The sequence below is a fragment of the Nonomuraea fuscirosea genome (assembly GCF_035917475.1).
GTDB classification, from domain to species: Bacteria; Actinomycetota; Actinomycetes; order Streptosporangiales; family Streptosporangiaceae; genus Nonomuraea; species Nonomuraea fuscirosea.
The window spans coordinates 3,489,641-3,511,456 of record NZ_CP109074.1 but is presented as its reverse complement, the minus strand read 5'-3'; the positions used below and the strand labels follow the sequence as shown (position 1 = coordinate 3,511,456).

22 protein-coding genes are annotated in these 21,816 nt (G+C 72.2%); 15 read left to right on the top strand and 7 right to left on the bottom strand.

Features of this window, described 5'->3' with window-relative positions; translation table 11 throughout:
* Positions 1 to 21 precede the first annotated feature (21 nt).
* From OIE67_RS15825 to OIE67_RS15800, 6 genes are read right to left on the bottom strand one after another with little or no spacing between them, the layout of a single operon-like run.
* Complete coding sequence (locus tag OIE67_RS15825) at positions 22 to 828, bottom strand: amidohydrolase family protein (RefSeq protein ID WP_326645363.1); 807 nt, start codon at positions 826 to 828, stop codon at positions 22 to 24.
* Positions 818 to 1,807, bottom strand: a complete 990-nt coding sequence (locus OIE67_RS15820) for an amidohydrolase family protein (RefSeq protein ID WP_326640953.1) — start codon at positions 1,805 to 1,807, stop codon at positions 818 to 820. Before OIE67_RS15820 ends, OIE67_RS15825 begins: the two co-directional genes overlap by 11 nt.
* Positions 1,804 to 2,214, bottom strand: coding sequence for a lipocalin-like domain-containing protein (locus OIE67_RS15815; RefSeq protein WP_106246991.1), 411 nt, complete (start codon positions 2,212 to 2,214; stop codon positions 1,804 to 1,806). Before OIE67_RS15815 ends, OIE67_RS15820 begins: the two co-directional genes overlap by 4 nt.
* Entirely contained in the window at positions 2,211 to 2,972 is a 762-nt protein-coding gene (locus OIE67_RS15810; protein ID WP_326640950.1) for an HpcH/HpaI aldolase family protein, read from the bottom strand. Before OIE67_RS15810 ends, OIE67_RS15815 begins: the two co-directional genes overlap by 4 nt.
* Positions 2,973 to 2,974: 2 nt before the next feature.
* Positions 2,975 to 3,907 (bottom strand): cupin domain-containing protein, encoded by a 933-nt coding sequence (locus tag OIE67_RS15805; protein ID WP_326640949.1) that lies wholly within the window; start codon positions 3,905 to 3,907, stop codon positions 2,975 to 2,977.
* Between the two features lie 38 nt (positions 3,908 to 3,945).
* On the bottom strand, positions 3,946 to 4,836 hold the full coding sequence (locus OIE67_RS15800) for a DUF6282 family protein (RefSeq protein ID WP_326640947.1): 891 nt from the start codon (positions 4,834 to 4,836) through the stop codon (positions 3,946 to 3,948).
* Positions 4,837 to 4,971: 135 nt separating this feature from the next.
* Between OIE67_RS15800 and OIE67_RS15795 the strand changes: the two genes are divergently transcribed.
* The 5 genes from OIE67_RS15795 to OIE67_RS15775 are packed head-to-tail and all read left to right on the top strand — an operon-like array spanning position 4,972 to position 9,896.
* On the top strand, positions 4,972 to 5,766 hold the full coding sequence (locus tag OIE67_RS15795) for a CoA-transferase subunit beta (protein WP_326640945.1): 795 nt from the start codon (positions 4,972 to 4,974) through the stop codon (positions 5,764 to 5,766).
* A 2-nt stretch (positions 5,767 to 5,768) separates the two neighbouring features.
* Entirely contained in the window at positions 5,769 to 6,662 is an 894-nt protein-coding gene (locus OIE67_RS15790; protein WP_326640943.1) for an alpha/beta fold hydrolase, read from the top strand.
* Positions 6,662 to 7,438, top strand: a complete 777-nt coding sequence (locus tag OIE67_RS15785) for an alpha/beta fold hydrolase (RefSeq protein WP_326640941.1) — start codon at positions 6,662 to 6,664, stop codon at positions 7,436 to 7,438. Before OIE67_RS15790 ends, OIE67_RS15785 begins: the two co-directional genes overlap by 1 nt.
* A gap of 14 nt (positions 7,439 to 7,452) precedes the next feature.
* The gene (locus tag OIE67_RS15780) at positions 7,453 to 9,018 is read left to right on the top strand and encodes a class I adenylate-forming enzyme family protein (protein WP_326640939.1); all 1,566 of its coding nucleotides are present in this window, start codon (positions 7,453 to 7,455) and stop codon (positions 9,016 to 9,018) included.
* Positions 9,015 to 9,896 (top strand): CoA transferase subunit A, encoded by an 882-nt coding sequence (locus OIE67_RS15775; RefSeq protein ID WP_106246977.1) that lies wholly within the window; start codon positions 9,015 to 9,017, stop codon positions 9,894 to 9,896. Before OIE67_RS15780 ends, OIE67_RS15775 begins: the two co-directional genes overlap by 4 nt.
* Before the next feature lie 70 nt (positions 9,897 to 9,966).
* Here the strand turns inward: OIE67_RS15775 and OIE67_RS15770 are convergent, their stop codons facing one another.
* The gene (locus tag OIE67_RS15770; RefSeq protein WP_326640935.1) at positions 9,967 to 10,968 is read right to left on the bottom strand and encodes an aldo/keto reductase; all 1,002 of its coding nucleotides are present in this window, start codon (positions 10,966 to 10,968) and stop codon (positions 9,967 to 9,969) included.
* A 134-nt stretch (positions 10,969 to 11,102) separates the two neighbouring features.
* Here OIE67_RS15770 and OIE67_RS15765 point away from each other — a divergent pair, with 134 nt between their 5' ends.
* From OIE67_RS15765 to OIE67_RS15720, 10 genes are all read left to right on the top strand, one after another.
* Positions 11,103 to 12,605, top strand: a complete 1,503-nt coding sequence (locus OIE67_RS15765) for an aldehyde dehydrogenase family protein (protein ID WP_326640933.1) — start codon at positions 11,103 to 11,105, stop codon at positions 12,603 to 12,605.
* A 147-nt stretch (positions 12,606 to 12,752) separates the two neighbouring features.
* Positions 12,753 to 13,838, top strand: coding sequence for a zinc-binding dehydrogenase (locus OIE67_RS15760; protein ID WP_326640931.1), 1,086 nt, complete (start codon positions 12,753 to 12,755; stop codon positions 13,836 to 13,838).
* 100 nt (positions 13,839 to 13,938) lie between these two features.
* On the top strand, positions 13,939 to 14,442 hold the full coding sequence (locus OIE67_RS15755) for a VOC family protein (protein WP_326640929.1): 504 nt from the start codon (positions 13,939 to 13,941) through the stop codon (positions 14,440 to 14,442).
* 52 nt (positions 14,443 to 14,494) lie between these two features.
* The gene (locus OIE67_RS15750; RefSeq protein WP_326640927.1) at positions 14,495 to 15,643 is read left to right on the top strand and encodes an alpha/beta hydrolase; all 1,149 of its coding nucleotides are present in this window, start codon (positions 14,495 to 14,497) and stop codon (positions 15,641 to 15,643) included.
* Positions 15,640 to 16,842 (top strand): FAD-dependent oxidoreductase, encoded by a 1,203-nt coding sequence (locus OIE67_RS15745; protein WP_326640925.1) that lies wholly within the window; start codon positions 15,640 to 15,642, stop codon positions 16,840 to 16,842. The genes OIE67_RS15750 and OIE67_RS15745 overlap by 4 nt, the downstream gene beginning before the upstream one ends.
* Entirely contained in the window at positions 16,817 to 18,547 is a 1,731-nt protein-coding gene (locus OIE67_RS15740) for an AMP-binding protein (protein ID WP_181308088.1), read from the top strand. Before OIE67_RS15745 ends, OIE67_RS15740 begins: the two co-directional genes overlap by 26 nt.
* Positions 18,544 to 18,963: an FAS1-like dehydratase domain-containing protein gene (locus tag OIE67_RS15735; RefSeq protein ID WP_326640921.1), complete on the top strand. Its 420-nt coding sequence runs from the start codon at positions 18,544 to 18,546 to the stop codon at positions 18,961 to 18,963. Before OIE67_RS15740 ends, OIE67_RS15735 begins: the two co-directional genes overlap by 4 nt.
* On the top strand, positions 18,960 to 19,373 hold the full coding sequence (locus tag OIE67_RS15730) for a MaoC/PaaZ C-terminal domain-containing protein (RefSeq protein ID WP_326640918.1): 414 nt from the start codon (positions 18,960 to 18,962) through the stop codon (positions 19,371 to 19,373). The genes OIE67_RS15735 and OIE67_RS15730 overlap by 4 nt, the downstream gene beginning before the upstream one ends.
* Positions 19,373 to 20,263, top strand: coding sequence for an amidohydrolase family protein (locus OIE67_RS15725; RefSeq protein ID WP_326640916.1), 891 nt, complete (start codon positions 19,373 to 19,375; stop codon positions 20,261 to 20,263). The genes OIE67_RS15730 and OIE67_RS15725 overlap by 1 nt, the downstream gene beginning before the upstream one ends.
* Positions 20,264 to 20,293: 30 nt before the next feature.
* Complete coding sequence (locus OIE67_RS15720) at positions 20,294 to 21,805, top strand: FAD-dependent oxidoreductase (protein WP_326640914.1); 1,512 nt, start codon at positions 20,294 to 20,296, stop codon at positions 21,803 to 21,805.
* The last annotated feature ends 11 nt before the right edge of the window (positions 21,806 to 21,816 follow it).

Genomic DNA, 21,816 nt, shown 5'->3' with positions numbered 1-21,816 from the left:
GGGTGGGCCCCAAGCATGGGATCAGGCGAAGTAGAACTCGTTCGCCGCTTGTGAGATGCGCCGGCGCAGGGCCGGGTCCGGGACGATCCGGGCGAACGACTCCACGGCGTCGCGGTAGGTGACCGGCTGCCGCGCGCCGACGAACGGCGCGTCGCTGCCCCAGAACACGTGCTCGGGCCCGGCGGCGGCGAGCAGTGTCGCCGCGTACCCGGCCAGCGTGTCCGTGCCGACGCCGAAGCGGTAGCCCGCCGACAGCTTCACCCACACCCGGCCGGTCTCCAGGGCACGCAGCAGCGCCGCCCCCGGCTCCCCCGCGTACCCGGCGCGGCGGTCGGGGTCGCCGAAGTGGTCCACGACGACCTTCACCCCGGAGCGGACGAGCCGGTCGAGCACCGGCGGCAGCCGTTCGCCCTCGATGTTCAGCTCGACGTGCCAGCCGAGGTCCGCGACCCGGAACAGCAGCCTGCGGTAGGCCGGGTCGCCGAGGTCGGGCAGCTCCGCGAGGCGACGCCACTGGAACCGGATGCCGCGCACGCCGTCGGAGCGCATGCGTTCGAGGGCGTACCGGTCCACGCCGGGCTCGACGATGACGGTGCCGCGCAGCCGGTCGTGCTCGCGCAGGGCGCCGATCGTGTAGTCGTTCAGGTCGCCGAGCAGGCTCATCGCCGAGATCACGGCGCGCCCGACGCCGTGCTCGTCCATCGTCGTCAGGAACTTCTCCACGGGCAGGTCCACGTCGGGGCGGGTCCAGGCGCGTGCCGCGAGCGGCAGCGCGCTGGTGAACAGGTGAACGTGCGCGTCCACCAGCGGCGCGCCGTCATCCGGCATGTCCACCGGCCTCCGCGCCGCCCTCACCGGCCTTCGGGCCGGCCTCGTCGACCTCCGGGCCGCTCTCACCGGCCTGCGGGCCGGGTTCGCCAGTCTGCGGGCCGGGTTCGCCAGTCTGCGGGAGTGACGGGAAGCCGTAGAGTGCGGCCGCCGTCCCGCCGAGAACCAGGGCGGCGTCCCGCGCGGGCAGCCCGGCGACCGACTCCCGGGCGATCCGCGCCATGTCCGCGTACGTGCCGGCGGTCTGTGTGACGTCGGACCCCCACAACACCCGCTCGGCGCCGAACCGGGACACGAGCCACTCCACCACCACCGACGGCGCGACGCCGGCGGCGCTGATCCGGGCGAAGTTGAGCGTGGTCACCTTGACGTGCACCTGCGGCAGGTCGGCCAGCGCGAGCAGCCCGGCCGCGCCGGGGAAGGGCTCGGCGCGGCCGGCCTCGACGCTGGCGACGTGATCGAGCACGACCGGCGTACCGGGGAACGCGCGGGCGACGGCGGGCAGGGCGCGCAGGCTCTCGTCGCGGTTCCAGCGGTAGAGGTGCAGGCACATCGACAGGCCCAGCTCGCTCACCTGCCGCCACACCTCCAGCGCCGCTGGCCCGGCGAACCAGCCCGGGCCCGGCGTGCCGCCGTGCTGGTTGCCGCCGGGCGAGGTCAGGCGCATGGCCACGGCGCCGCGCTCGGCCCAGCGCCGCACGGTCTTGGCGGCGTCAGGTGCCTGCGCGTCGATGACGCACATGGCGCGCAGCCGGTCGGGGTGGCGGGCCGCCGCGTCCACGACGTAGCTGTTGTCGTAGCCGTACACGTGCGCGCGCTGGACCGCGACGGCGGCCGACAGCCCGTCGGCGTCGAGCGCGGCCAGCAGCCGCTCCGCGGTCATCGGGTCGTGGCGGACGGCGTCGCTGACCGTGCCGCCGGGCGGGTCGTAGGGGTAGGCCGGGTCGTCGGTCACCAGATGCGCGTGTGAGTCGATCATCGGATGCGCTCCCAGAGCAGGACGGGGGTGGGCGGCTGGCCGTCCGTCCGGTCGGCGCGCAGGGTCAGCCGGTCGCCCGCCACGACGGCCAGGCGGACCAGCTCGGTGCCGATCCAGTTGGGGTAGATGCCGGCCTCCACCTGGTGCACGATGCGGTCGCCGAGCCAGGTGTAGCGTCCCGCGTACCCGCCGAAGGTCCGGACGGCGGCGAGCTTCTCCTCGTCGGTGGTCCAGCGCCAGTTCTCCGACGACAGGGGCGGGCGGTCCCCCGCCATGTACTGGACCGACATGTAGCCGTCGGGGCCGTAGATGAGCAGGCCGAGCGGGGTGTCCCCGAGCGGGCGGGCGCCCTCGCCGGGCGCCCCCTCCATGTAGTAGTCCGCCAGCCGCCAGGTGCCGACGATCACGCCGTCTCCTGCTTCCTGAACGCCTCCGTCATCGTGTGGGCCGTACGGGCGAGCATGGTCGCGTCGTTGCCCATGATCAGGAACTGATGCCCGTGAGCCGCGGCCCGATGAGCCGACGCCGCGTCCACGCAGGCCGCGCCGCAGGGTTTGCCCGCCGCGGCGGCGGCCGTACGGGCCCGGTCGAGCGAGCTCCGCACCATGGGGTCGTTCATGCCGACGCCCAGCGCGAGTGACAGGTCGCCGGCCCCGAGGAAGACCGCGTCCACCCCGGCCACGGCCAGGATGTCGGCGGCGGCGTCGATGGCGGCCGGGCTCTCCAGTTGCGGGATGCAGACGACGTCCTCGTTGCCGGTCCTGACGTACTCGGCGCGCGGGGTCAGCCCCCACCGGCCCGCCCGGCTGGTGCCGCCCGCCCCCCGCTGGCCGAGGGGCGGGAAGCGGGTGGCCGCGACGACGCGTTCGGCGTCGGCGGCCGAGTCCACGCGGGGCACCAGGATGCCCCTGGCTCCGGCGTCCAGGATCCGCCCGATCGTCGAGCCCTGGTGATCGGGCACGCGGACCAGCGGGTCGACGCCGTACGCCGAGGCCGCGCTGATCATCCGCGCCGTCATGGACAGGTCGAGCGGCGAGTGCTCCAGGTCGATGACCACGAAGTCGAACCCGGCGCTGGCCATGATGTCGACGCTCTCGACGGTCGCCAGCTTGATCCAGGTGCCGAGACGCGGCGTGCGCGCCGTGGCGGTGTCGAAGAAACCCATGCTCAGCTGACCGTGACGTGCTCGGGGGCGGGGTACTCGTCGGCGTTGAGCACCCATCCCTGCTTGGCGGAGAAGTCCGCGCGCGGCGGGCTGAAGATGTCGATGAGCAGGTGGGCGCCCTCGCCGAGGGCCTGGCTGGTGTGCACGGTGGGCGGCGGGATGATCGCGACGGCGGGGCTGCCGACGCTCACGTGGTCGTCGTCGCGCCACTGCGACAGCTTGGAGGTCCAGGGCGTGCGGACGTGATGGACGTAGTCGCCGGCGACGGTCAGCGAGCACTGCTCGAAGTCGTCGTGGTGGTGCGGCGAGAGCCGGTCGGGGTTACGCGGCCCGTTCCTGGGGTCGCCGAAGTTGACCATGAAGGCGCTGGACCGGAAGATCCGGCCGAACCGGCCCGGGTCCAGGGGATGATCGGCGTTGCGGTAGACCCGCAGGCGGTACCCGGCGGGCGGCTCGGGCCACGGCTCCAGCAGCGCGACGCGCGGGTGCGGCGCGGCGTAGTCGTCCGCGTTGACACAGCGCGGCAGCACGTCGGCGGTCCGCACGTCGAACAGCCTGACCACCTCGGCGTCGGTGTGAGCGGTGACGGCGCTGTCGCCGGGCGGCACGATGACCACGCCCGCCCCGCTCACCTTCTGACTGTCGGCGCCGGCCGTCACCTCGACCGTGGCGCCGTCGTGGGGCAGGACGATCACGTACTCGTGGCGCTGCTCGGCCGGGCCGCGCCGGAGGGTGTCCCCGGCGGCCAGGCGGCTGAAGGCGAGCACGAAGTTCTGGCCGCGGACGTACCAGGTTCTGCTGCCCAGCTCGCTCTCCTCGCCGGGCGGCAGCGTGAGGAACTCGTAGGTGGCGAAGGCCGCCACGGGGGCGTTCGGGTCGATCGTGGTCGTGGTGGCGGTGTTGAGCGCGGAGCGGGGGTCGCTGGGGCTGTACATGCGATGCGTCCTTCTGTTGGCCGGTCCTGGGCGAACGGTCAGTCGTCCAGGCCGAGCAGGTACGAGGGGTTGACGCGGACGATCTGTTGCAGGTCCTTCTCGGGGAGTCCGAGGTCGAGCAGCGCGGACCCGACCCTGATGAAGGAGTCGACGGGGAACGGGCGGCCGGCCTGCCCGAGGTCGGAGGCGAGGACGGTGTGCTCGGGGCCCACCTGCTCGATCCAGTCCATCAGCACCTCGGGGCCCCACTTCTTCTGGGCGACCTCGGGGTCGTACATGCTGGTCTCGTGCTCGATGTAGGCGCCGAGCTCGACGAACTCGCGGCACTGGGCGGGATCGGAGCCGATCACGAAGTTCGGGTGGCCGACCACCATGCGCCGCACGCCCGCCTCGCGCGCGGCGGTGAACACCTCCCGGATGTCGTCGGGGGCCATGTGCCCGGCCGACAGCAGCGCCCCGGTCTCGGCGATGATCTCGATGACCCGGCCGACCTCGGGGATCAGCGCGCCGTCGGGGCCGCGGACGTCCACCTGGGTCATGGTCAGCGGGACGGTGGGTTTGGGGAAGCCGCCGCCCGCGTTGTGATGGTCGATGTGGGCGCTGGAGGAGATGGTGGGGAACCACACGCACCGGCCGCCCATGCGCAGCGACATCTCCACCGCGTACGGGTTGATGCCGCCGACCTGGGCGTTCAGCGCGATGCCGCCGTACACGGCGGTGCTCACACCGGCCAGCCGGTCGGCCATCGCGAGCAGGTCCATCACGGTGTTGTGGTGGTGGGACTTGGCGAGGAAGGCCCGCATCCCCAGGCGTTCGCCGTCGCGGGCGGCCTCGACATGGTCGAAGCGGCGCGGCAGCGGGTTGGGCCCGGAGTGGCAGTGCAGGTCCACCAGGCCGTGCAGGACACGCTCGATGGCGGGTCGGGTCATGGTTGTTCCTCCTGCGCGGCCACGGGTGCGGCGACCCTTGACATGGACCCCGCTGCGAGAGCATTGTTACAAATTACGGACTTACTGTACGATAATTGCGAATCGATGGTCTGACAAGAAGTAAGAGGGGGCCACGTGCCGGAGCCGAGCTACACCTGGGCCGAGATGATGGCGATCTCCATCTCGCACGAGATGCAGGACGGCGACTTCGGCTCCGTGGGCGCCGCGTCGCACATCCCCGCCGCCGCGCTGCGCCTCGCGCAGCTCACCCACGCGCCCAACCTGTCCTTCTTCTGCGGCGGCAGCGGCGCGATGAACCCCAAGATCCAGCGGCTGACCGAGTCGTCGGCCGACTACCGCAACCTGGTGACCAGTGAGTATCACTTCAGCCTCGACGACGTGGTGGACTTCGAGACCGCGATGCGCTTCGACTTCGCGTTCCTCGGCGGCATGCAGATAGACAAGCACGGCAACCTGAACATGGCCATGATCGGCGACTGGGACAAGCCGAAGGTCCGCGGGCCGGGCACGATCGGCCTGATCTTCCTCGGCGGCTTCAAGACCAGCTACATCTACACCGAGCACCACTCGCCGAAGATCTTCGTCGACAAGGTCGACTTCATCAGCGGCGCCGGCTGGCTCGACGGCGGCGACGCCCGCAGCAAGGTCTTCCGCCCGGAGTCCGACGGGCCGCGCCGGGTGTTCACCCCGCTGGGCGTCTTCGACTTCGAGCCGGAGAGCAAGCGGATGCGGCTGATCAAGGTCCATCCGTGGACGAGCGTGGCGAAGATCCAGGCGGCGACCGGTTTCGAGCTGCTGATCGCCGACGACCTGCAGATCGTCGAGGCGCCGGACGAGCACGAGCTCGACCTGCTCAGAACGCAGGTCGACCGCGAGGGCGTGCTGCGCCGCTACCCGTCCGCGGCCTGAGCGTGGGCTCCCCTCGCGGGTGGGCCGATCGGTACGTCCTCGCCGACGGCGTCACCACCCACTACCTGGAGGCCGGGGACGGGCCGCCGCTGGTCCTCCTGCACGGCGGCGAGTACGGCGCCTCGGCCCTGCTCGCCTGGGAGAACTGCATCGAGGCGCTGGCCGAGCGGCACCGGGTGCTGGCGATCGACTTCGTCGGTTTCGGCCTCAGCGACAAGCTGCGCGACTTCGGCGGCGGCCAGCGGCGGCTCATGCGGCGGCAGATCGCCGCGGTGCTGCGCACGCTCCGCGTCGAGCAGGCGGTCTTCATCGGCACGTCGCTCAGCGGGCGGATGCTGCTCGACCTCGCCAACCGGCCATCGGCGGAGTGGCCGATCCGGGCGATGGCCGTGGTCGGCACCGGTCTGGCCGCTCCCGTGGAGGCGGCCCGCCTGACGCTGGAGCGGTTCGACGGCACCCTCGACGGCCTGCGGCCCTCCATGGACGTGCTCTTCCACGACCCGCGCTGGCGGGACAGCGAGGACTATCTGCGCCGCCGCCATGAGTCCTGCATGGTCCCCGGCGCGTGGGAGACCGCCGCGGCGGCGAGCCTGCGCGCTCCCGGGCGGGACGGCGGCGAGCGGCGCTCGCACGTCCGCCCGCCCGCCCGCGACTACGGCGGCGTCGCCGTGCCCACCCTCCTCGTCCGGGGGCAGCACGACCGGCTGGTGCCCCCGAAGACGTGGCAGGAGCTGGCCGCGCAGATCCCCGGCTCCCGCACGGTGACCATCGAGGACAGCGGCCACTACCCGCAGATCGAGCGGGCCGGCGCGTTCCTGGACGCGGTGCTGGACTTCCTCAAGGACCCGATCCCCGACGACGCGCCCCTCAAGGGCGCGGGCGGAGGCGAGGCGTGATGGGCGAGGTGCACCTCGAAGCCGGCGGCGACGGGCCCGCGGTGCTGTTCCTGCACGGTTCGGGCGCCTCGGGAGCCGTCTGGAGGCCGGTGCTGAACGAGCTGCGCGAGCGCCGCATCCCGTGCCGGTGGCTGGTGGCCGACCTGCCGGGGCACGGCCGCTCGGCCCACCGCCAGGACTACTCCCCCGACGGTTACGCCGACCCTGTGGCCAAGGCGCTCACCGGCCTGCTGCCGGACGGCTCCCCGCTGACCGTCGTCGGGCACTCGCTCGGCGGACTCGTCGGGATGACCCTCGCGGACGGCACCCGCGGCCTCACCGTCGCGTCCCTGACCGTGGTCGCGATGAAGGTGGCCTGGACGGAGGAGGAGCTGTCCCGGCGCTCCGCACTGGCCGCCAAGCCGCCCCGGATCTTCGGCGACGAGGAGCAGGCACGCGAGCTGTTCGGCCGGGTGTCGGGAGTGCGCGGGCCCGCGTTCACCGACGAGGACCGTAACAGCGGGATCACCCGCCAGGACGGCGGCCACCGGCTGTCGGCGGACCCCGGCATCACCCGGGCCGCCCCCGCCACCGGCCCCGAGCTGGCCGCCCGCATGAGCCGGGTGACCTGCCCGGCCGAGCTGGCCTGCGGCGACCAGGACCCCGGCATCGACCCGGATGACATGGCCGCGGTCCTCGGCCACCCGGTCACCGTGCTGCCCGGCGCGGGGCACAACGTCCACATCGAACGCCCCGGCCTGGTCGCCGACCTGGTCGAGCGGGCACTCGGCCGCTGACGAACGGAACCCTCATGCGAATCGAGAGACTGCTGCGGCAGAACGCGGTGCGCCGCGGCCCGATGACCGCCGTCATCTGTGAGCAGACCCAGTTGTCCTGGGCCGAGCTGGACGTCGAGTCCAACCGCCTGGCCAACGCGCTGATCGGCCTGGGCTACCGCGCCCAGGAGCGGATCGCGCTGGTGCTGTCCAACTGCCACCACATCGTGACGGCCTTCCACGGCGCGTGGAAGGCCAACCTGGTCACCGTCGGGATCAACACCCGGCTGACCGCGCCCGAGATCGCCAGGATCCTCACCCACTCGGGCGCCTCCCTGATCGTCTGCGACACACCGGCCGCGGTCGAGGCGGCGAGCACGGTGCCCGGCGTCCGCGGCGTCTACACCGTCGGCCTGGACGGCGAGTCGTTCACCGACCTGGTCGCCTCGGGCGCCCCTGACGAGGTGCCGGAGACCGGCACCGGCGACGAGCTGCGCTCGCTGCGCTACACCAGCGGCACCACCGGCGCGTCCAAGGGCTGCATGGCCACGCACGACCAGCAGGTCGCCAGCACGGCCAACTACCTGTGCGAGGTGAACGTCCCGCGCGGCGGCCCCACCTGGATCTCGGTGCCGCTGACCCTGGGGGTCGGCGCGTCGTTCGTGACGACCACCGCCTACCTGGGAGTCCCGCTGCTGCTGCGCCGGCGGTTCGACGCGGCCGGCTTCGTGGACGACGTCGGCAAGTACGGGGTCGAGCACGCGTTCCTGGTGCCCACGATGCTGGTCGACCTCGTCCGGGCGCTGCCCGAGCTCGACCTGACCCGCGCGAGCCCGCTCAAGCTGGTGGGCTACGGCGGCGCGTCGGTGTCGTGGAGCCTGATCCGCTCCCTGGCCGAGGCGCTGGACCTGGAGTTCTACCACGCGTTCGGCGCGACGGAGGCGGGCGGCTTCGTCGCGCTGCTCACCCCCGACGACCACCGCAACTTCCTGCGGACCGAGACCGCCTCGATCGTCCCGGTCGGCCGTCCTGCCGCGTTCGCCGACGTCAAGATCTTCGACGCGGAGGACAAGGAGGTGGCCGTCAGGGAGACCGGCGAGATGCGGATCCGGGCGGCCAGCGTGTTCTCCGGCTACTGGAGCCAGCCCGAGGCGACCCGCGCCGTGCTCAAGGACGGCTGGCTCCGGCTCGGCGACATGGCCTGGCGCGACGAGCGCGGCTACATCTACCTCGCCGACCGGGCGCAGGGCGTCATCCGCTCGGGCGCGCAGAACGTGTACGCCGGCGAGGTCGAGGCGGTGCTGCAGGCCTGCCCGGGCGTCGAGCGCGCGGCCGTGATCGGCGTCCCGCACGAGCGGTTCGGGGAGTCGGTGAAGGCACTGGTGCAGCGGGTGCCCGGCGCGGACCTGACCGAGCGGCAGGTCCTCGACTACTGCGCCGAGCGGCTGGCCGGGTACAAGCGGCCGCGCGAGGTGGAGTTCGTGACCGGGCTGCCGGTCGACGAGGGCGGCAAGATCAGAAGGGCCGAGCTCAAGCGCGTCACCGGTACGCGCCCGCTCGGTGAGGCGACGACCAGCGAGGGTGAGGGACTCAGGCGATGAGCGCGAGCAAGGTGACGACCCCGGAGGAGGCGGTCGCCGGCATCCCGGACGGAGCCACGATCGCGCTGGGCGGCGTGCACTCGCACAACGGCCCGATGGCGCTGGTCAACGCGCTGATCCGGCGCGGGGTGAAGGACCTGGAGCTGATCCCGACACCGAGCGCCGGCCCGCCGGTGGACATGCTCATCGCGGCCGGCTGCGTGCGGCGGCTGCACGTGTCGTACGTGGGGCTGGAGTTCCTCGGCATGGCGCCGAACTACCGGCGGGCCGCCGAGAGCAAGGCCATCGAGATCGTCGAGGCGGACGAGGCGTGGATCGTGTACGGCTTCCGCGCGGGGGCCAGCAGACTGCCGTTCCTGCCGCTGCCCGCGCTCTACGAGGGCACCGACCTGCCCAAGGTCAACGACGGCATCAGGACCACGACCGACCCGTACACCGGGAACACCGTGACCACGATCCCCGCCCTGCGCGCCGACTACGGCCTGTTCCACGCCCAGGTCACCGATCGCAAGGGCAACGCGCAGATCTTCGGCCAGCGGCGCTTCGAGGACGTGATGGCCAAGGCGAGCGACCACGTCGTCATCAGCTCGGACGAGATCCTGGACGAGTACGCCCCGGCCCCCGATCCTCGCCTGGTGTCCATCCCCGGCGCGATCGTCGAGAGCGTCGCCCACGCGCCCTACGGCTCGCACCCGCTGTCCTCGCCGGGACACTACGGCTACGACCGGGAGCAGCTCGTGGAGTACCGGGACCTCGCGGCCCAGGACCGGACCAAGGAGTACCTGGAGAAGTACGTGTACTCGGTGGACGACCACCTGGGCTATCTGGACAAGCTGGGCGCCCGGCGGCTGCTGGGGCTCCAGCAGACGTTCCGCTGAGCTCCGGAGAGAGCTGTGCCCCTGATCGGCGGCTGTGACCGGCGATCAGGGGCTCCTCCCACCAGGCGGCCTACCAGGCGTAGGCCTCCGGCGCCGGTCCCGGGCCGGGGAAGACGGCGTCCAGCCGTTCCAGCGTCTTGTCGTCCAGGCTCACCTCGAAGGCGCGGGTGGCGGCGTCGAGCTGCGCCAGCGTGCGCGGTCCGATGATCGGCGCGGTCACGCCGGGCCGGCTCAGCAGCCAGGCCATGGCGACGTCCGCCGGGTTGTGGCCCAGTTCGTCGCACAGGTCCTCGTACTCCTGGATCTGGGCGCGGTGCCGGTCCAGCTTGATCAGCCGCTTGCCGCGGTGCGTGGCCACCTTCGCGCCGGGCAGCGGCGCGCCCATCGCGTTCTCCCGCTCCTTGCGCAGGATGCCGCCGAGCAGGCCCGCGTCGAGCGGCGACCACGGCATGAAGCCGACGCCGTAGTGCGCGCAGGCGGGCAGGACCTCCAGCTCGGCGGTGCGTTCGAGCAGGTTGTAGATGGTCTGCTCGCTGACCAGGCCGGTGTGGCCGCGCCGGGCGGCCCTCTCCTGCCCGCCGGCGATGTGCCAGCCGGGATGGTTGGACGAGCCCACGTAGACGATCTTGCCCTGGGTCTTGAGCACGTCCATCGCCTCCCAGATCTCCTCCCAGGGGGTCGATCTGTCGATGTGGTGCATCTGGTAGAGGTCGATGTGGTCCGTCTTCAGCCGCCGCAGTGACGCCTCGCAGGCGCGCCGGATGTGCAGCGCGGACAGGCCCGCGTCGTTCGGCCACGTGGACATGCGGCCGTAGAGCTTGGTGGCCAGCACGGTGCGCTCGCGGCGCCCCCCGCCGGTGGCCAGCCAGCGGCCGATGATCTGCTCGGTCAGGCCCTCGCCGAACTGCCAGCCGTACACGTCGGACGTGTCGATCAGGTTGATGCCCAGCTCGTGGGCACGATCCATGATCGCGAACGCGTCCTCCTCGGTCGTCTGCGTGCCGAAGTTGTCCGTGCCGAGGACAAGCCGGCTGACCGTCAGGCCGCTGCGGCCGAGGTTCGTGAATTCCACGAGGTCTCCTGACGTTAGGAGTTCCATTTATCGGACGATGAGTCCTATATGTGAATACTGATGGTAGCGTTGGCGCGTAGGCGAGGTAAAGAGTGCCGGCCCTTTCGCGCAGGCACTGCCAAGGAGGTCGCTCCATGAGCCCGGACCTGTCCGAACACATCGCCGTCGCCGACCTCCCGCCGGCGCACGGCTTCCTCGCCGGAGCCCTGCGCGGTGGCGGCGGGCCCGAGTTCACGACCTGTCACCCCGGTGACGGCTCGGTGCTCGCGACGGTCGAGGCCGCCACGGACGCCTTCGTGGACGAGGCCGTGGCCGGCGCCGTCGCGGCCCAGCCGGACTGGGCGCGCACCTCACCGCACGAGCGGGCGCGGATCCTGCGCGCGGCGGCCGACCTCATCGAGGCGCGGGCTGGGCGGCTGGTCCACCTCGTCGCGCTGGACAACGGCAAGACGCTCGCCGAGGCGTGCGGGGACGTCTTCGTCGCGGCGGCGCACCTGCGCGCCGCGGCCGGATGGGCGGCCACACTCGAAGGCGTCACGCTGCCGGCCGACGGGTCCACCCTGCGGATGACCTTCCGCGAGCCGGTGGGGGTGGTGGCGGCGGTCATCCCGTTCAACACCACGTTCATGTTCGCGGCGCAGAAGGCGGGGCCGGCGCTGGCCGCCGGCAACGCGATCGTGATCAAGGCGCCCGAGCTGAGCCCGCTGGCGGCGCCCGTGTTCGCCGAGCTCCTCACGGCCGCCGGGCTGCCCGCCGGGCTGGTCCAGGTGGTGCAGGGCGCGGGCGAGGTCGGCCGCCGGCTGGTCGAGCATCCCGGGGTGAGCATGGTGTCGTTCACCGGTAGCACGGCGGTCGGCCGGCAGGTGATGGGCTCGGCGGCGTACGGGATGAAGCGCGTGCTGCTGGAGCTGGGCGGCAAGTCGGCGAACATCGTCTACGCCGACGCGGACCTCGATGCCGCCCTGCACGCCGCCGTCGGCGGCGTCTTCCGCAACGCCGGGCAGCGCTGTTTCTCCGGCTCGCGGCTGCTGGTCGAGGAGCCGGTCGCCGACGCGTTCACGGCGCGGGTCGTCGAGGTGGCGCGCTCGATCAGGGTCGGCGACCCGTTCGCGGCCGAAACCCAGCTCGGCGCGCTCATCTCGGCCGAGGAGGCCGCCAGGGTGCGGGCGATGATCGACAAGGCGGTGGGCCAGGGGGCCCGGATCCTGACCGGCGGTGACGCGCCGCCCGGCGTCCACCCCGGCGGCGCCTTCGTCGCGCCGACCGTGCTGGAGATCCCCGCCGGGCTGCCGCGCGTGCCCGACATCGTCTACGACGAGGTCTTCGGGCCGGTGCTGACCGTGCAGCGCTTCAGCGGCGCGCGGCAGGCGGTCGAGCTGGCCAACGACTCGCCGTTCGGGCTGGTGGGCGGCTGCTGGACCCGCGACCTGGACCGGGCGCTGACCACCGCCAGAGCCGTGCGGTCCGGCTACTTCTGGATCAACTCCTACGGGGCGCTGGCGCTGGACGCCCCGATCGGCGGCGTCGGCCTGTCAGGGGTGGGCCGGGAGCTCGGCCGGGTGGGCCACGAGGCCTACACGGAGCTCAGGACGGTGATCGTGGACACCGCCGCTGCGGACGCACCCCGCTGGTACTGACCTCAACCCCGGTCCCGCCCCAGCACCGATCCGCCGACCCGCACCCCGCCTCCGCCCTCACCCCGATCCGCACCCCGCTTCCGCCCCCCCGCACCGATCCCCTGACCCGCACCCGCTTCGTCCCCGCACCGATCTGAGGAGTGGCCCATGTCCGCGCACTACCGAGGCGCCGTCGTCCGGCGGCCGCACGGCCCGCTGAGCTTCGAGGACATCCCCCTGCGCGCGCCGGCCGGCGACGAGGTGCTGATCAGGGTGACCGCCTGCGGGCTGTGCCACAGCGACGTGCACTTCATGCACGGCACGTCGGGGACGGACTTCCCGTACCTGGTCGGGCACGAGGTGGCCGGCGTGATCGAGGCCCTGGGGCCGGACGCGGCGGGCGTCGCCGTCGGGGACAGCGTGGTCGTCGCGCCCATGGTGGCCTGCGGGGAGTGCCGGCACTGCCGGGCGGGACGGCCCGAGGCGTGCCCATCGAGGCTGCCGCGCCGGCCGAAGGTCGGACTCGGCGACGGCGTCGCCGCGACCCCCGTGCTCGGCGTCGGCGGCCTGGCCGAACGGGTCATCGTGCCCGCCAGGCAGGCGATCGCCATCGACCCGAGGGTCCCGCCGAAGATCGCCGCGCTGCTCGGCTGCGGCGTGCCCAGCGGGTTCGGCGCCGCCGTGAACACCGCGCAGGTCGGCCCGGCCGACGACGTGGTGGTGATCGGGTGCGGCGGCGTGGGCGTCGCGGCCGTCGCCGGGGCCGTGTACGCCGGGGCGCGGCGGATCATCGCCGTGGACACCAACCCGGACAAGCTCGCCGCCGCCGAACGCTTCGGCGCCACCCACGTGATCGACGCGTTCGGCGAGGACCCGGTCGAACGGGTGCGGGAGCTGACCGGCGGCGCGGGCGCGGACGTCGTCCTGGACGCGGTCGGCGGCCCCGCCACCTTCGCCACGGCCGACGCGCTGCGGGCCCCCGGCTCGCGGCTGGTGGTCGTCGGCGCGCCCCGGCAGGGCGACACGGTCGAGCTGCCGCTGCGGCGGCTGTTCCTGAACGGGGGCTCGATCAGGGTCTCCATCTGGGGGGACTGCGTCGCCTCCAGGGACCTGCCGCTCCTGGCGGGCCTCTACCTGGACGGCCGGCTCCCGCTGGACGAGTACGTCTCCGGATCGTTCGGCATGACCGACGCGCAGGAGGGCTACGACCGGCTGCTGGCCGGAAAGGCGCTGCGCATCGTCCTGGTCATCTGAACGCCCGATCGTCCGGACAGTTGACAAGCGGACATCTACCGCCCGACAATCAACTCAAATTTCGGACTGTTTGTCCGATAATTGACACAGACAGGATCAGATGATGGCCACAGCAGATCTCCGCACTCCGCGCTCGCTCAACCACATCGCCTATCCGACCTGGGACTCCCAAGCGACGCACGACTTCTACACCGAGGTGCTGAAGTGCGAGCTGCTCACCGCGATCCAGCTCGACGAGGTCCCGTCGAACGGCGCCAAGACGCCGTACCTGCACACCTTCTTCGGCCTGGGCGACGGGAGCGCCATCGCCTTCTTCGAGGTCGACGACATGCCCGACCCGGGCCCCGACTCGGTGCCGTCGTGGGTGCGGCACATCGCGCTCAACGTCGACTCGATGGAGGAGCTGCACGAGTGGAAGGCGCACTTCGCCGCCAAGGGCGTGGAGAGCGTGGGCATCGTCGACCATGACGGCGTCTGGGAGTCGCTGTACATCTTCGACCCCAACGGTGTGCGGATCGAGCTCACGTACCAGACCCGCGAGCTGAACGCCGACGACGCGAAAGCGGGCGTCGAGACGCTGCGGAAGTGGACCTCACGCGGGTAGCGCGCGCCGCCGACCCACCACCTGCCTTTCTTGCGCTGATCAGGAGCCGCCCGTGCTGTCCCGCGAACTACTGCCCATCCCGATGTCCCAAGGCGGACGCCTGGACATCAACTCCGGTGTCGCCCGGATGAGCGGGAAGATCTGGGCCACCCTCTGGAAGGACGACCGGCGGCAGCCGACGACCGCCGTGCTGATCGTGCATCCCGCCTCCAACTTCATCGGCCACTACGCGCTGGAGGAGCTGGCCTCACGGGGCGTGGCCGCGGTCGGCCTGGCCACCCGTTACGTCGGCAACGACTCCGCGCTGATCATGGAGAACTGCGTCCTGGACGTCGGCGCGGCGATCCGGCGCCTGCGCGAGCTGGGTTACGAGCGGGTGGTCCTGGTCGGCAACTCCGGCGGCGGCGGCCTGGCCGCGCTCTACCAGGAGCAGGCCGAGCACCCCACCATCACCCACACGCCGGCCGGGGACCCCGTGGACCTGGCCGGCGCCGGCCTGATCCCGGCCGACAAGATCGTGATGGCCATGGCACACCCCGGCCGCGCGGTCGTCTACACCGAAGGGCTCGACGCGGCCATCACCGACGAGCGGCGGCCCTTCGACCGCGACCGGTCGCTCGACATGTTCGACCCGGCCAACGGTCCCGCGTACGGCGAGGAGTTCGTCGAGCGCTACCGCGACGCCCAGATCGAGCGCAACCGCCGGATCACCGGCTGGGCCGCCGAGCAGATCGAGGCGCTGCGCGAGCACACCAGGGAGTCGCCGGCCGGCCTGAAGGAGGCGCCGGACGACCTGCCCTTCGTCGTCCACGGCACCGCCGCCGACCCGCGCTTCCTGGACCTGGCCCTCGACCCGTCCGACCGCAAGGCCGGCACCCTGTGGGGCTCCCCCTGGGTGGCCAACTTCCAGCCGGCCTCGCTGGGCCATCTCACCAGCCTGCGCTCCTGGCTGAGCCAGTGGAGCTACGACCGCAGCCGGGCCAACGCCTACCTCGCCCTCCCCCACGTGCAGGCGCCGGTCATGGTCGTCTACGGGTCGGCGGACTGCGCGGCCTTCCCCAGCCACGCCCGCACCATGTACGAGGCCGTCGCCCACGACCGCCGCGAGCTGGTCGAGATCAAGGGCGCGGACCACTACTTCCAGGGCCGCCCCGACCTGGCCGAGACCATGTGCGAGCACATCGCCGAGTGGAGCCGATGATGGGCGTTCACGACGTGGCCGTGGTCGGCGCCGGCCCTGTCGGGCTCACCGCCGCGCTCGCCCTGGCCCGGCGCGGCGCGTCGGTCGTCGTCCTGGAGGAGAGCGAGCGGCTCAGCACCGAGTGGCGGGCCTCCACGTTCCATCCGCCCACCATCGAGATCGCCCGCGACCTCGGCGTCGTCGGCACGATGTTGTCGAGCGGCATCGTCGCCAGGAAGTACCAGGTGCGTGACCGGCGCGACGGGCTGATCGCGGAGTTCGACTTCGGGCTGCTGGCCGGCGAGACCGACTATCCGTTCAGGCTGCAGCTCGAACAGTACAAGTACACGCAGATCATCAAGGACGCCATCGAGGAGCGGCACGACCGGGTGGACATCCGGCTCGGGACCGGCGTCGTCGGCGTGAACCAGGACGACGGCGAGGCCGCGCTGACCACCGCCTCCGGCGAGCGGGTCGCGGCCCGCTGGGTGCTCGGCGCCGACGGGGCGCGCAGCACCATCCGCAAGGCGCTGGGCACGCCGTTCGAGGGACTCACCTACGATCACCGGTATCTCGTGCTGAGCATCGACTACCCGGTGGAGACCCTGCTGCCCGGCATCTGCGACGTCAACTACATCGCCGACCCCGTAGAGCACCTGCTGGTGCTGCGGGTGCCCGACCTGTGGCGGGTCGTCATCTCGGTGCCGCCCCACGTCACCAGCGAGGAGGCGGTCTCCGACCCGTACGTGGCCGAGCGGCTGCGCGGCCTGTTCGGCGACCACCCCGAGCTGCCGCTGCGCGAGCGGAAGATCTACTCGGTGCACCAGCGCGTGGCCGACACCTTCCGCCAGGGCCGGGTGCTGCTGCTGGGCGACGCCGCGCACGTCAACAGCCCGATGGGCGGCATGGGGCTCAACGGCGGCATCCACGACGCGTTCGACCTGTCCATCCAGCTCGGCGCGGTGCTGAACGGCGAGGCCGGCCCGGACGTGCTGGACGCCTGGGCGCACCGCAGGCGCAAGGCCGCGATCGAGGCGGTCAGGGAGCTCACCCACCGCACCACCACCGCCATGGCCGAGCAGGACGAGGTCGAGCGGCGCAGGTACCAGCGTCAGATGTCGGAGATCGCCGCCGCTCCGCCACGGGCGCGTGACTGGATGATGGACGCCGCGATGATCTCCAATGTACGGACCCATGACCTCCCACCCCGTGCCGGATGAGCGGCTGGCCGCGTACCGCAGCGAAGGAGACCGGATGGCCCACGAGCCGAACGACCTGCCCGAACCCGCCGAGCTGAAGATGAGCGTCGCCACCGCCCTGCGCGCCGCGGCGCAGGCGGCGGGCGATCGGCCCGCCATGATCCAGGGCGAGCGCACCGTCGGTTACGCCGAGCTGGACGAACGCGCGGCGCGGCTGGCCGGTGCGCTGGCCGGGCACGGGGTCGGCCCCGGCTCGACCGTCGCCATCGGCCTGTACAACTCCTTCGCCTACCTGGAGACCATCGTCGCGGCGTTCAAGCTGGGCGCGCGGCCGGTCAACATCAACTACCGCTACCGCGCCCCCGAGCTGCGTTACGTGCTCGACTACACCGACGCGGCGGCCTTCGTGCACGACACGAGCCTGGCCGCCCACGTCCGCGAGGTGCCGGGCGACCGCCTGCTCCTGGAGGTCGGCGCGGAGGCGGAGCCGCTCGCGCCGGTCGTTCCGTTCGAGCGGGCCGTCGAGCACGAGCCGGTCCACCGCGACGCCGCCGCCGGCTCGCCGCACGGCATCATCCTGCTCACCGGGGGCACGACAGGCCGGCCCAAAGGCGTCATCTGGGACCGTGACGGCCTGCTGGGCATCCTGCGGGGCGTCTTCCGCCAGGCCGGGCTGGAGCCGCCGCAGACGCCGGACGAGGTGCGGACGCGGGTCCGCGAGCTGCGCGCGAAGGGCGGCCCGCCGGTCGTGCTGCCGATGTCGCCGCTCATGCACGGCACCGGCCTGTTCCACGCGCTGCGCACCCTGCTGGCCGGCGGGACGATCTGCTTCTGCACCTCCCGCTCCCTCGACGCGGAGGAGGTGTGGCGGACCGTCGAGCGGCACGCGGTCACCGAGATGGTGATCGTCGGGGACGCGTTCGGCCGGCCGCTGGTGGACGCGCTGGCCGCCGCCGAACGGGCGGGGCGGCCGTACGACATCGGCAGCCTGCGCTCGATGACCAGCTCCGGCGTCATCTGGAGCGCCGAGGTCAAGCGGGAGCTGCTGCGGCGCGGCGGAATGACGCTGATCGACAACATCTCGGCGTCCGAGGGCGGGCCCTTCGGGCAGGCGCTGGCCCGCTCGGAGGCCGACGTGGCCGACGGACGCTTCACGCTGTCCCCCGTCGCCCGGATCCTGGACGAGAACGACCAGGACATCAAGCCGGGCACCGGGCAGGTCGGGGTGCTGGCCAGCGCGGGACCGCAGCCGGTCGGCTACCTCAAGGACCCGGAGCGGACCGCCAGGGTCTGGCGGACCATCGACGGCGTCCGGTACGCGGTGCCCGGCGACCTCGCCTCGCTGGACGCGGACGGCAGGCTGATCCTGCTCGGCCGCGGCGACGGCGTGATCAACACCGGCGGCGAGAAGGTCTTCCCCGAGGAGGTCGAGGAGGCGCTGGTGACCCATCCGAACGTCTCCGAGGCGGTGGTCGTCGGCGTGCCCGACCCGCGCTGGGGTCAGATCGTGGTCGCCGTCGTCGCGCCCGCGGACGCGCTGGCCGAGGTGGAGGACGAGGCGCTGAGCCGGCACGTGGGCGAGCGGCTGGCCGGGTACAAGCGCCCGCGCGCCATCGTCCGGGTCGAGGCCATCCCGCGCAGCCCGGCGGGCAAGATCAACCGGCCGTCCGCGCGGGAGCTGGCGGTCGGCCACCTGCGCCCGGCCACGAAGGAGTCGACCCTGTGACCGATGTTCCCTTTCCGATCGAGCAGGGCCACGTGCGGGCGTTCGCCCGCGCCCTGGGGGAGGACGCGGACGTCGTCCCGCCCACCTTCCCGATCGCCTTCTCCCAGTTCGACCCGGACTGGCCGTTGCGCATGAAGCCCGGCGAGCCATGGAACGGCTCAGGGGCCGACGCGGGCCGCTCCTCCGGCGGAACCGGCGGCCTGCACGCGGAGCAGGAGTTCGAGTACTTCCGACCGATCCGGGTCGGCGAGACACTGACGGCCCGCAAGCGGCAGGGCCGGACCTGGCACAAGAGCGGCCGGGCCGGCGTGCTGAACTTCGCCGAGCGGCACGTCGACTTCCACGACGCCGACGGCAACCTGGTGGCCCGCTCCACCTCGGTCTCGGTGCGGATCACGAAGGAGGAGCCCTCATGACGGTGACGGCAGGCCGGCAGGTGTCCCAGGTCGTCGTGACGGACCTCAAACGCACCCAGATCGTCATGTACGCGGGCGCCTCAGGCGACTACAACCCGCTGCACACCGACGAGCCGTTCGCCACCGAGATCGCCGGGCATCCGACCGTGATGTCCCACGGGATGCTCACCATGGGCCTGGCCGGCCGGGTGCTGACCGAATGGTTCGGGCACGAGAACGTACGGCGCTACCGCGCCAGGTTCAAGGCCCCCGTCTGGCCCGGTGACACCATCACCGCGACGGCGGTCGTCACCGACGTCCAGACGGTCGACGGGCAGCGGCGCGCCGAGCTCACCCTCACGGCGGTGAACGCCGACGGCGTCGAGGTGCTGTCCGGCACCGCCACCGCGATCATCGACGAGGAGGCGTGATGACGATCGACGTCACCTCGCTGGACGCGATCGACGTGCACACCCACGTGCACACCTCCGTCCGCGAGGCCCAGGGGCCCGGCGACGGCAACGACAGGTTCGCGGCGATGGCCGACTACTTCAAGGCCGGCGAGGTCAGGAAGTTCACCGTCCCGATGATCGCCGAGTACTACCGCGAGCGGAACATGGCGGCGATCGTCTTCGGCGTCGACTCCATGTACCTCAGCGGCCGCGAGCAGGTCCCCGGCAACCAGGAGATCGCCGAGCAGGCGGCCCTGCACGCCGACGTGCTCATCCCGTTCGCCAGCATCGACCCGCACCGGGGCGCGGCCGGCGTGCGCGAGGCCCGGCGGCTGATCGAGGAGCACGGGGTGCGCGGCTTCAAGTTCCACCCCACCACGCAGGGCTTCTTCCCGAACGACCGGATGGCCTACCCGCTGTACGAGGTCATCGCCGAGCACGGGCTCGTCGCGCTGTTCCACACCGGCCAGACCGGCGCGGGGGCGGGCACGCCGGGCGGCGGCGGGCTGCGGCTGAAGTACTCCAACCCGATGCACGTCGACGACGTGGCCGCCGAGTTCCCCGGCCTGCGGATCATCCTGGCGCACCCGTCGTTCCCCTGGCAGGACGAGGCGCTCGCGGTCGCCATGCACAAGCCGGAGGTCTACATCGACCTGTCGGGCTGGTCGCCGAAGTACTTCCCGCCGCAGCTCATCCAGTACGCCAACACGCTGCTCAAGGACAAGGTACTCTTCGGGTCGGACTTCCCGATGATCACTCCGGAGCGCTGGCTGGGCGACTTCGCCAAGATCGGCATCCGCGACGAGGTCAGGCCGAAGATCCTGAAGGAGAACGCGGCCAGGCTGTTCGGGCTCACCGGACAGGCATGAGGCGCACGTACGGTCCAGGAGGAGGTCAGCATGCACCACACCGGTCCCTTTGACCGGACCGTCGACGTCGTCGTGCTCGGCCTGGGCGACGCCGGCGCGGTCGCCGCGGTGACCGCCCACGACGCGGGCGCCGAGGTGCTCGTCGTCGAGAAGCAGCAGGCCGCGGGGCACCGGCCCAACAGCCGTTACGCGGCCGGCTTCTTCCTCGTGCCGGAGGACGTGGAGGGCGCGATCGCGTACCTGTCGGCCATGTACGCGATCAACGGCGAGCTGTCCACGGTCGATCCCGCCCTGATCCGCGCCTGGGCCGAGGAGACGGCGGCCAACCCGGCCTGGCTCGACCGGCACGGCGGCACGTACGTGAAGATGAACATCCACGGCGAGCACCCGTCGCTGCCCGGCCACGAGTCGATCAGGGTCTACAAGGCGCAGCCCTCGGGCGCGCCCGAGGGCTACACCGGCTGCCCGATGCACGGCTTCCTGCGCGGCCTGATCGCCGAGCGCGCCATCGAGGTGCGGTACGGGACCGCGGCCAGGTGGCTGCTGACCGACGCGGCGGGCGCCGTCGTCGGCGTGGAGACCGAGTGCGACGGCCAGGTGCGGCGGATCGGCGTGCGCCGCGGCGTCGTGCTGGCCGTCGGCGGCTACGAGTCCAGCGAACGGCTCAAGCGGCAGTACCTGCCGATCTCCCCCGCGCACTTCTACGGTACCGAGCACAACACCGGCGACGGCATCACCATGGCGATCGAGGCCGGCGCGGAGCTGTGGCACATGAACGTCTGGCCGGGGCACTTCGTGGCCAGGTTCCCCGGCGGCGGCTACACCGGAGGGACGGGCATCGACCTGTGGGGGTCGGGCCGGTTCGGGCCGGCGGACGACGTACGGGCGCCGGGCTCGATCTTCGTCGACGGCACGGCCCGGCGCTTCATCCGCGAGCCGGGCCGCCAGCACGCCGCCAACCTGGAACTGCTGGCCATGGACGCCGACTCGCTCACCTATCCGAGGATCCCCACCTGGTGGATCTTCGACCAGGAGCGTTTCGAGCGGGCGACGCTGGTGCCGACGTACTCGGGGCCGGCCGGGCCGGTCGGTGACTACACCTGGAGCGAGGACAACATCGCCGAACTGCGCGAAGGCTGGATCCAGTCGGCCGGTTCCATCAAGGAGCTGGCGGTGGTCTGCGGGCTCGACCCCGCCGCGCTGGAGCAGACCGTCGCGCGCTACAACGAGCACTGCGCGAACGGCGTCGACGCCGACTTCGGCCGTGATCCCGTCACGCTGACCCCCCTCGGCGGCGACCGCTACTACGCGGTCCCGCTCTGGCCCGGAGGGTCCCACACCGTCGGCGGTCCACGCCGTGACGCGAACGCTCGTGTCGCCTCGATTCGGGGAGGTTCGATCAGCCATCTCTACTCCGCCGGAGAGCTAGGATCACTACACGGCCTGCTCTATCCGACCGGCGGTGGCAGCATCGCCGAGTGCCTGGCATTCGGCCGGATCGCTGGACGCAACGCGGCAGCCGACCGGGTAGGTGGAAGTTGACGCTCGAGGTG

Bases quoted from the DNA above. Each gene is read 5' to 3' on its own strand.
- OIE67_RS15825 (WP_326645363.1), bottom strand. From the start codon at position 828: ATGCCGGATGACGGCGCGCCGCTGGTGGACGCGCACGTTCACCTGTTC.
- OIE67_RS15820 (WP_326640953.1), bottom strand. From the start codon at position 1,807: ATGATCGACTCACACGCGCATCTGGTGACCGACGACCCGGCCTACCCC.
- OIE67_RS15810 (WP_326640950.1), bottom strand. From the start codon at position 2,972: ATGGGTTTCTTCGACACCGCCACGGCGCGCACGCCGCGTCTCGGCACC.
- OIE67_RS15805 (WP_326640949.1), bottom strand. From the start codon at position 3,907: ATGTACAGCCCCAGCGACCCCCGCTCCGCGCTCAACACCGCCACCACG.
- OIE67_RS15800 (WP_326640947.1), bottom strand. From the start codon at position 4,836: ATGACCCGACCCGCCATCGAGCGTGTCCTGCACGGCCTGGTGGACCTG.
- OIE67_RS15785 (WP_326640941.1), top strand. From the start codon at position 6,662: ATGGGCGAGGTGCACCTCGAAGCCGGCGGCGACGGGCCCGCGGTGCTG.
- OIE67_RS15780 (WP_326640939.1), top strand. From the start codon at position 7,453: ATGCGAATCGAGAGACTGCTGCGGCAGAACGCGGTGCGCCGCGGCCCG.
- OIE67_RS15775 (WP_106246977.1), top strand. From the start codon at position 9,015: ATGAGCGCGAGCAAGGTGACGACCCCGGAGGAGGCGGTCGCCGGCATC.
- OIE67_RS15765 (WP_326640933.1), top strand. From the start codon at position 11,103: ATGAGCCCGGACCTGTCCGAACACATCGCCGTCGCCGACCTCCCGCCG.
- OIE67_RS15760 (WP_326640931.1), top strand. From the start codon at position 12,753: ATGTCCGCGCACTACCGAGGCGCCGTCGTCCGGCGGCCGCACGGCCCG.
- OIE67_RS15755 (WP_326640929.1), top strand. From the start codon at position 13,939: ATGATGGCCACAGCAGATCTCCGCACTCCGCGCTCGCTCAACCACATC.
- OIE67_RS15745 (WP_326640925.1), top strand. From the start codon at position 15,640: ATGATGGGCGTTCACGACGTGGCCGTGGTCGGCGCCGGCCCTGTCGGG.
- OIE67_RS15740 (WP_181308088.1), top strand. From the start codon at position 16,817: ATGACCTCCCACCCCGTGCCGGATGAGCGGCTGGCCGCGTACCGCAGC.
- OIE67_RS15730 (WP_326640918.1), top strand. From the start codon at position 18,960: ATGACGGTGACGGCAGGCCGGCAGGTGTCCCAGGTCGTCGTGACGGAC.
- OIE67_RS15725 (WP_326640916.1), top strand. From the start codon at position 19,373: ATGACGATCGACGTCACCTCGCTGGACGCGATCGACGTGCACACCCAC.
- OIE67_RS15720 (WP_326640914.1), top strand. From the start codon at position 20,294: ATGCACCACACCGGTCCCTTTGACCGGACCGTCGACGTCGTCGTGCTC.